The sequence below is a fragment of the Peribacillus sp. 05N428 genome, assembly GCF_056397085.1.
In genome coordinates this window covers 22,567-30,438 of record NZ_JBFTMS010000048.1, presented here as the reverse complement: position 1 = coordinate 30,438, position 7,872 = coordinate 22,567, and the positions used below count along the sequence as shown (strand labels likewise).

The 7,872-nt window shown below is 38.8% G+C and carries 10 protein-coding genes; 7 read left to right on the top strand and 3 right to left on the bottom strand.

The window, feature by feature from the left end; genetic code table 11:
* Positions 1-140 precede the first annotated feature (140 nt).
* Positions 141-686, bottom strand: coding sequence for a hypothetical protein (locus AC1DIV_RS25995; protein ID WP_340875332.1), 546 nt, complete (start codon positions 684-686; stop codon positions 141-143).
* Positions 687-1,194: 508 nt separating this feature from the next.
* On the opposite strand from AC1DIV_RS25995, the gene AC1DIV_RS25990 reads away from it, so the two are divergent.
* Positions 1,195-1,416 carry a hypothetical protein gene (locus AC1DIV_RS25990; RefSeq protein ID WP_034314444.1) on the top strand — a complete coding sequence of 74 codons (222 nt, stop codon included), beginning with the start codon at positions 1,195-1,197 and terminating at the stop codon, positions 1,414-1,416.
* 17 nt (positions 1,417-1,433) lie between these two features.
* Here AC1DIV_RS25990 and AC1DIV_RS25985 read toward each other — a convergent pair whose 3' ends face one another.
* Positions 1,434-1,991 (bottom strand): phosphatidylglycerophosphatase A family protein, encoded by a 558-nt coding sequence (locus AC1DIV_RS25985; RefSeq protein WP_034314446.1) that lies wholly within the window; start codon positions 1,989-1,991, stop codon positions 1,434-1,436.
* A gap of 190 nt (positions 1,992-2,181) precedes the next feature.
* Here AC1DIV_RS25985 and AC1DIV_RS25980 point away from each other — a divergent pair, with 190 nt between their 5' ends.
* The 5 genes from AC1DIV_RS25980 (at position 2,182) to AC1DIV_RS25960 (ending at position 5,078) form a co-directional block, all read left to right on the top strand.
* Positions 2,182-2,904, top strand: a complete 723-nt coding sequence (locus AC1DIV_RS25980) for an alpha/beta hydrolase (protein ID WP_214769146.1) — start codon at positions 2,182-2,184, stop codon at positions 2,902-2,904.
* Between the two features lie 88 nt (positions 2,905-2,992).
* On the top strand, positions 2,993-3,508 hold the full coding sequence (locus tag AC1DIV_RS25975) for a YjcG family protein (protein WP_048686587.1): 516 nt from the start codon (positions 2,993-2,995) through the stop codon (positions 3,506-3,508).
* Complete coding sequence (locus tag AC1DIV_RS25970; RefSeq protein ID WP_207200503.1) at positions 3,480-3,941, top strand: GNAT family N-acetyltransferase; 462 nt, start codon at positions 3,480-3,482, stop codon at positions 3,939-3,941. Before AC1DIV_RS25975 ends, AC1DIV_RS25970 begins: the two co-directional genes overlap by 29 nt.
* A gap of 158 nt (positions 3,942-4,099) precedes the next feature.
* A complete protein-coding gene (locus AC1DIV_RS25965; protein ID WP_048686585.1) occupies positions 4,100-4,363 on the top strand; it encodes a hypothetical protein in 264 nt (87 codons plus the stop codon).
* 226 nt (positions 4,364-4,589) lie between these two features.
* Complete coding sequence (locus AC1DIV_RS25960) at positions 4,590-5,078, top strand: spore coat protein (protein WP_063591806.1); 489 nt, start codon at positions 4,590-4,592, stop codon at positions 5,076-5,078.
* A gap of 54 nt (positions 5,079-5,132) precedes the next feature.
* Here AC1DIV_RS25960 and AC1DIV_RS25955 read toward each other — a convergent pair whose 3' ends face one another.
* On the bottom strand, positions 5,133-5,429 hold the full coding sequence (locus tag AC1DIV_RS25955) for a hypothetical protein (RefSeq protein WP_340875324.1): 297 nt from the start codon (positions 5,427-5,429) through the stop codon (positions 5,133-5,135).
* A gap of 151 nt (positions 5,430-5,580) precedes the next feature.
* Between AC1DIV_RS25955 and AC1DIV_RS25950 the strand changes: the two genes are divergently transcribed.
* Positions 5,581-7,854: an ATP-dependent helicase gene (locus AC1DIV_RS25950; protein ID WP_340875321.1), complete on the top strand. Its 2,274-nt coding sequence runs from the start codon at positions 5,581-5,583 to the stop codon at positions 7,852-7,854.
* Positions 7,855-7,872: the final 18 nt, after the last annotated feature.

Sequence of the window (7,872 nt, the reverse complement as noted above, 5' to 3'; positions counted from 1 at the left end):
AATAAATGTTGATATGTGCGGATTATATTCATCTGCTAAATCAAACTGTTCAGTTTGGAATAAAACTTTTACAGAGGGAGTTAACGCTGCTTCGTAAAGTTGTGGTGTGTTCTTATTAGCCCTGAACGCAGATGCTCTTACTAGATTATCTTTCTTATTGTCACAGTGACAGTCATTATGTTTCTTATGGCACAAATGACAGTCATCGGGTTTCTTTTGCTCACAAATACAGTCACTGTGTTTTTTATGACAACAATGACAATCATCTGGTTTCTTTTGATGACAAATACAGTCATTATGTTTCTTATGGCACAAATGACAGTCATCATCTTTCTTTTGCTCACAAATACAGTCATTGTGTTTCTTATGACAGCAGTGACAATCATCCGGTTTCTTTTGATGACAAATACAGTCATTGTGTTTCTTATGACAGCAATGACAATCATCCAGTTTCTTTTGGTGGCAAATACAGACATTGTGTTTCTTTTGGCAGCTATGACAATCATCCGGTTTCTTTTGGTGGCAAATACAGACATTGTGTTTCTTTTGGCAGCTATGACAATCATCCGGTTTCTTTTGATGACAAATACAGTCATTGTGTTTCTTATGGCAGCTATGACAATCATCCGGTTTCTTTTGATGACAAATACAGTCATTGTGTTTCTTATGGCAGCTATGACAATCATCCGGTTTCTTTTGCACACATTTCTTATTAAGATATGTGGTGTCTATAAAGGAATTACAATGTGAAATGGAATAATGATTTTTAATTATAATCACCTTTTCTTTTTTTATTTTCGGGTTATTTTATTCATTAAAAGAAAAGATGTTTGTACATATGTTACAAATTTGAAAATAAATCTAACTCAAACAGCAAAAATCTACTGGATTATATATCTTATTAAGAAGGTGGTCGTTAACAATATGGAAGGGATTTTTGTGGATATAATCGGGGAAACAGATTCTTTATTCTCAATCTGAAAGATGAGGTGAGGTATAATCGCACTTCAGTTTTGGTTGATGTTTTTTGTTTTTTTGTTAAAAAGTCTACATATTATATTAAAAAAGTTATAATTTCATCTTATTCCATTTACCCTCACAACAAAACAGAACCAAGGTTCCCTTTTCACTTGCATACAAAACGTATGTTCGCATATAATGATAGCAAGCAAGTCAGCAAAGGAGTGACTGGGAATGAAATATATACTTCGTAAACATATGGAAGAAAATGCTCCATTAGAAATAATTTATCTCTCCGAACAAGGTAAGATTACGCAACGGAAAATCCAGGTGCTTGAAATTTATCCAGGCCATATTCACGCATTCTGTTTTCTAAGGCAGACAAAACGGACATTTAAAGTAGCCAATATCCTTTCTGCCCGCCTCATTAAGGCCAGGTTTTACAGATCTGGCTGAAAATTGCTCTTCAAGGTTCAACCTATTAACTCTTCTTCTTCCTGGATGTCCTTTTCCTGTTCAGTTAACGATTCTTCTTCATCTCTCAGACGATGAGCTAACCTTGAGGCGGCACTCGCGGCAATGCTTGCAACGATATCATCCAGGAAGGTATGCACGATTCCTTCTTGCTTCTTATCAAGTTCGTGTATGACGCCTATTTTATTTTTATCCAAATGGCCAAAGGTCGTTACAGCAATGCTTCCGTAACCGAGTACAGCACCAAAGGCAATCGTTTCATCCACTCCGAATAGCCCTTCATCTGATTCAACAATCGATTGCAGGGGTTCTGATAGTTTTTTTTGCTCTGCCAGTTTATCCAGCTCCACACCGACTAAAATGGCATGTTGAATTTCCCTTTTCAACAGGACACGCTCAACGCTGTGGATGCATTCCTCCAGCTTAAGATCAGCTTTGTACGGGAACTGCAATTCATAAACGATTTTTGCAATTGCCTCCACACTGACACCACGCTCCAATAATGTTCGTTTAGCCGCCTTTGTCACTTCCCTGCTGTGCACGTGTACATCTGCCATTTTATTCGCCACCTTTTTTTGTATTATTTTTCTATATCCTTGTATTATAGCACCTTATAATTTAAATTTTTAGAAAATATAACGAAAATTTTATATTCCAAATTCTTGTCGCGGGAAAAAGTTGCAAGGCTATGCTAAAATAATCAAGTAAGTTGTTTTTCATTATTAATTATCATTGAGGTGCGGGAGAATGAGTTTACGCAAAGGCACAATTAAAGAGTACATGTTTAAAAGCGAAGCTTTAGCAGAAGAATTGGAATTGCTTGTCTACTTGCCTGCTAATTATTCGCCATTGTATAAATATTCGCTTGTGATTGCTCAGGATGGCCGTGATTATTTTCAAATGGGCCGAATCGGTCGGGTAGCAGATGAACTGTTAGGGAATGATGAGATCGAGAATATCATCATTGTCGGAATTCCTTATAAAGACCGCTTTGACCGCTGGCGCAAATATCATCCGGACGGGGAACAGCACATTGCATACATACGTTTTCTTGCCCATGAACTAGTCCCGTTTTTAGATGATGAATTCCCAACCTATCAAATGGGACATGGTCGAACTTTGATCGGTGACTCTCTAGGCGGTACAGTTTCTTTATTGGCCGCTTTGCAGTATCCGCATACATTCGGGAAATGCATCATGCAGTCCCCTCTTGCCAATGAAGCAGTAATGGATGCTGTACGTAATTTTGAGGATCCGCATCTCCTCGAACTTTACCATGTGATCGGGACGGGTGAAACAGATGTACCGACGACGGATGGCAATAAGGCAAACTTCATAGAACCAAATAGGGAATTGCATAAATTAATAAACCAAAAAGGATTTCCTTGCTTCTATGAAGAATTTGAAGGTAATCATACCTGGAAATACTGGCAGGCAGATTTGAAACGAGCACTATTGGAAATGTTCTAATTACTCGAAATCATCTGTTTGGGATGGTTTCAAGAAAAAACATGTCCAACTATAATACAACAATAAAAAATATCAGGAGGTTTTATTTATGAAATATGGTGTTGCAATTTTCCCTTCAAAAAAACTTCAAGATTTAGCTAACTCCTATCGCAAACGGTATGATACGAAATATGCTTTCATACCACCGCATCTAACGCTTAAACCAACGTTCGAAGCGACGGATATGGAAATTTCAACAATCGCGGAACAATTAAAAGTCATTGCTCAAAAGTGCAGGCCTTTTACGATGAGCGTAACCAAAACGAAGTCTTTCCAACCCGTAAGCAATACTATTTATTTCAAAGTAGAATTATCCGAAGGGCTTCAAGAACTGCATGATGCACTTAACAATGAGGATTTCATAAAAAGTGAAAGTGAACATGCATTTGTCCCGCATATTACGATCGCTCAAGATTTATCCGATAATGAGCATTCTGATGTTTTAGGCCAATTAAGCATGCTTGACATCAGCCATGAAGAAGAGGTGAAACGAGTTCACTTGCTGTATCAACTTGAAGACGGGGCATGGACCGTTTATGAAACATTTAGATTGGGAGCTGAATGATTTCGTGTTTGTAAAAATCGCAGAGAACAGCCAAGAGCTTGAAAACGCATATATGATTCGAAGAAAAGTGTTCGTCCAAGAACAAAACGTCCCTCTTGAAGAAGAGATCGATGAATATGAAAAAGAGTCCACACATTTCGTTTTATATGATGAGCAGCATCAGCCAATCGGTGCCGGCCGCTTCAGGGTCATTGACAACATCGGTAAAGTACAGCGCATTTGTGTACTATCATCGGGCCGTAAGAATGGTGCCGGAGCCATGATCATGAATGCTATTGAGGAATACGCAATCCAGCAGGAAGTGCCACAATTGAAGCTTGATTCCCAAGTGCATGCCATCCCTTTTTATTCAAAATTAGGGTATGAGATCGTTTCCGACGAATTCATGGATGCTGGCATTCCTCATAAAACGATGAAGAAAACCATTTTATGATATAAAAAAGCTGTCCTTCAGTCTTCTGATTGGACAGCTTTTTTTGTTCGTTCATGAACTTAAATTATCGTTTTATGAAAAAAACCATTTCCGTTCAATGGCAATCTCATCAAAAATACATAGTCTATATATAGAAAGCAAGAAGGAGGGAAAATTTTATGGGTAACAATGATTTTAACCTGGATGAGTCTCAAAAAAGACTGATGGAACTGCTGGTTTCGAGGACTTTAAGAAAGCATGGTTTCAAAAAGGAAAAGGTCGATCTAACTGAAAAAGAGAGAAACAACCTTAAAGAAACCGTTCGTTATTTACAAGAGCAATCACTAAAAATCATAAACCAAGAAAAGAACATCACGGAACATGATGTTAATCCAGTTACCAATTCCATTCACAACAAATTCACGGATTCCAAAGATAAATGACGCACCATATCACCTTACTTGCTGGCGAGAAATAAGTAAACCGAGACATAGCAGCACTTACATTTCATTCCTAAAGCTCCAGCTTCTTTATTATTCATCCCCCACACACTAATACTTTCTCTAAGTATTTTAAAAAATAGACGAATGAACTGATTTATTCGTCCAACCCGATTAACCATCAAAGCATATTTTAATAGGGAATAAAACCTAAGGAGGAAAAAACAACATGAACCAAAATGTATATCGTAGCAATTGTAACACACATGATGACTCTGAAAGGTCATGGTCGGCTCTAGATTCCGCTTCCAGACATCCCCTTTCAGGATTCTGTAACGACGATGACACAAAGATTGACCAAGATGCAAGACAGGATAATAATCAAGTTCAGCTTTCTGAAGAACTTATTTACATTAAAGATTCTTGTAATGTAAATATCACTTCAACGGATGTTAAAGCGGCCCTCTCACTGCAAGCTGCTCTACAAGCTGCAATTGCGGTCATCGTAAGCATTTCCGTTGCAGATGGTGATAATGCTGACAAGATCACTCAACAATTAATCCAATCTTCTAATGTTAAACAAATCACGCGCCAAAAAACAATTGTTGAAAACAGCCGTGATATCGACATTACAACAACTGATGCACAAATCGCTCTTAACATCCAACTTTTATTGCAACTATTGTTAGCCCTAATCGTGGAAATAGACATTCTTTAAGAAATCAACACAAAAAGGACACTTCACGTGTCCTCTTTTGTCTTTCTGGAGGAACTAGACAATTTCGTTGATGAACCTGCCTTTTCCTGTCATTCCAGGCGTTAAACCTTTCCTGACGCTCCTGCCCATTTCATATTGATATGTGCCTGCTCCATATGCACTTACCCGATCATTATCTTGAATTTGATTTAATCCTTCAACGCTTTCCCTTTCCCTTTCCAACACCTGATCAAAACGGATGGGTTGAATGGGTGCCGCTCCTTTAACAATTCTTACTTTCCCTGCAGCTTCGACCGTCCGGTTGGCATATTGAATATAATCAAATTGTGTGACAGGTGCTATATATCCCATAGTAACCCCTCCTTATATTGAAATAGTTATGTTGTCATTTAATTACCCTGCCTAAACAATATTTAAACATGATTTCCACATTCTTTTTTCCTAATCTTCTGGTATGATGAGTATTGCCGATATTTTTAATAGATTAGAGGTATCCATTTATATGAATCAAGCAAAATCTGGCAATGAAATCGTACATTTACATACCGTTTCAGCTGGTGAGCTGCAGACACTTTTTGAAAAGGGAAAACGTGATCAGCTTTCTTGTATCATTTGTCATAAACCAGTGAAATTATTTATTGGAATCCATGAGACACCTTATTTTTATCATAGCGACCCATCGCAGGGACCCTGTGAAATGCCAATTTCAGAATCAATAAATAAAGATAAGCCCTTAGAATATATGGAACAGAATGGTTTTAGGATTCCTACATCACGAACCATTACTGAAACGAAAACCATTACTGAACCTTTCCTTAAAAGCCGTCCCATAACCGGCAATCCGAAATATTCAGATAAAACATATGACCTGGCACAATCAGAGGAACCATACTTTCAAGAATTATCCTCTTCAGGGGTTGTTCTCGATGCAGAGCAACTCAAGGCGGTAATGTCGATCGATGGACCCATCCTTGTCCTTTCAGGAGCAGGCAGCGGGAAAACCCGCGTATTGACAGTACGTACTGCCTATATGCTCACAGTGAAAAAGATTGATCCAAAAAGTATCATGCTTGTAACATTTACGGCGAAATCCGCAAAGGAAATGCAACAGCGTCTGCTCGGCTATCCCAATATGACTCCTTCCCTTGTTTCTCAAATCGTTAGCGGGACATTTCATAGCATCTTTTATAAAATCCTGATTTTCCATGAACCAGCCAAATGGCAGCGGGATTTCCTATTGAAGTGGGAGTGGGAAAAAGAAAAGGTATTGAAACAGGCTGGCAGGGTATTGGAACTTGATGATAAGGAATTTGCATATGATCAGGCCCTTCAACAAATTGGACTATGGAAAAACTCATTGGCTTTTCCAGAAGATATACAGCCTAAGGACGATTGGGAGAAATCCTGTTTACATTTATATAAGAAATATGAAGAATATAAACAGCAAACAGGGAAGTATGATTTCGATGATATGCTTGTAGGCTGTTATGTATTTTTAAAAAATAATCCGGAATTTTTAAAGAAATATCAGCAAAGGTTTAACTATTTTTTGGTCGATGAGTTTCAGGATATTAATAAAGTTCAATATGAATTGATAAAACTCCTATCTGCTGAATCAAAAAATGTATGTGCGGTTGGAGATGATGACCAATCCATCTATTCATTCCGTGGAAGCGATCCGAAGTATATTTTGAATTTCAATCATGACTTCCCCCGATCCCAAGTGGTGAAGCTGACGGAGAATTACCGCTCTTCCCATGAAATTGTCGCTACAGCGAACCGCTTGATCAAGCGAAACCAGAACCGGATGGAGAAAAAGATGAGGGCACAGCATGATTCAGGAAATCCACCTGTTTTATTTTATCCTTATGATGAAGAATTGGAAGCGACGATGATCGTATCCGATATCCAGGAAAAAATATCCAAGGGAGCAAACCCTGGGGACTTTGCAGTATTGTATAGGACACACACGATGTCAAGGGCCATTTTTGAACGGCTAGCCGCTTCCAATCTGCCATTCGTCATTGAAAAGGATGCGGATTCGTTTTATCAGCGCAAGGTCATTCGCGGCATGCTTGCCTTTATGCGCTTGAGTTTGTTCCCGCATGACAGCAAGGCAGCATCTGATGTCCTTTCCTCCCTATTCTTAAAGCAAAGTATATTACAAGAGTTAAAAGCAATGACAATATTGCAGGATTGTGATTTCATCGATGCATTTGCTTTTGTTAAGACTGGACATGCTTTTCAAGAACGAAAATTAAAAACGATTCCGGGACAGATTCGGTCTTTAAAAATTATGTCGCCACTCGTAGCGTTAGAGATCATCGAGAAAGATTTAGGATACCAGGAATATGTAAAAAAACGCGGTAATGATGCGAACCTGGAAAAAGGGTCCGATGACATCCGTGACTTAAAGGTGGCGGCAAATCGTTTTCCAACCGTTGCCGCTTTCATTGAACATGTCGATCATATGACCGCGATGGTCCAAGAGATTAAACAGCTATCGAAACACTTTAAGGATGCCATACAGCTTACCACCATACATCGTTCCAAAGGGCTTGAATATCAAACCGTATATGTCCTTGCTGCTGTCGATGGCAGCATTCCTCATGATTTCGCACTTGAATCTTACCGAAAAGGGGAACTATCCCCTCTTGAAGAGGAAAGACGATTGCTCTATGTAGCGGCAACCAGGGCTAAAAAGGATCTTTACCTTTCCATCCTGCAAACTAGACGCGGGCGGACTGCCCATCCATCACGTTTCCTGAAGCTTTGACCAAAAGCCGACGCTATA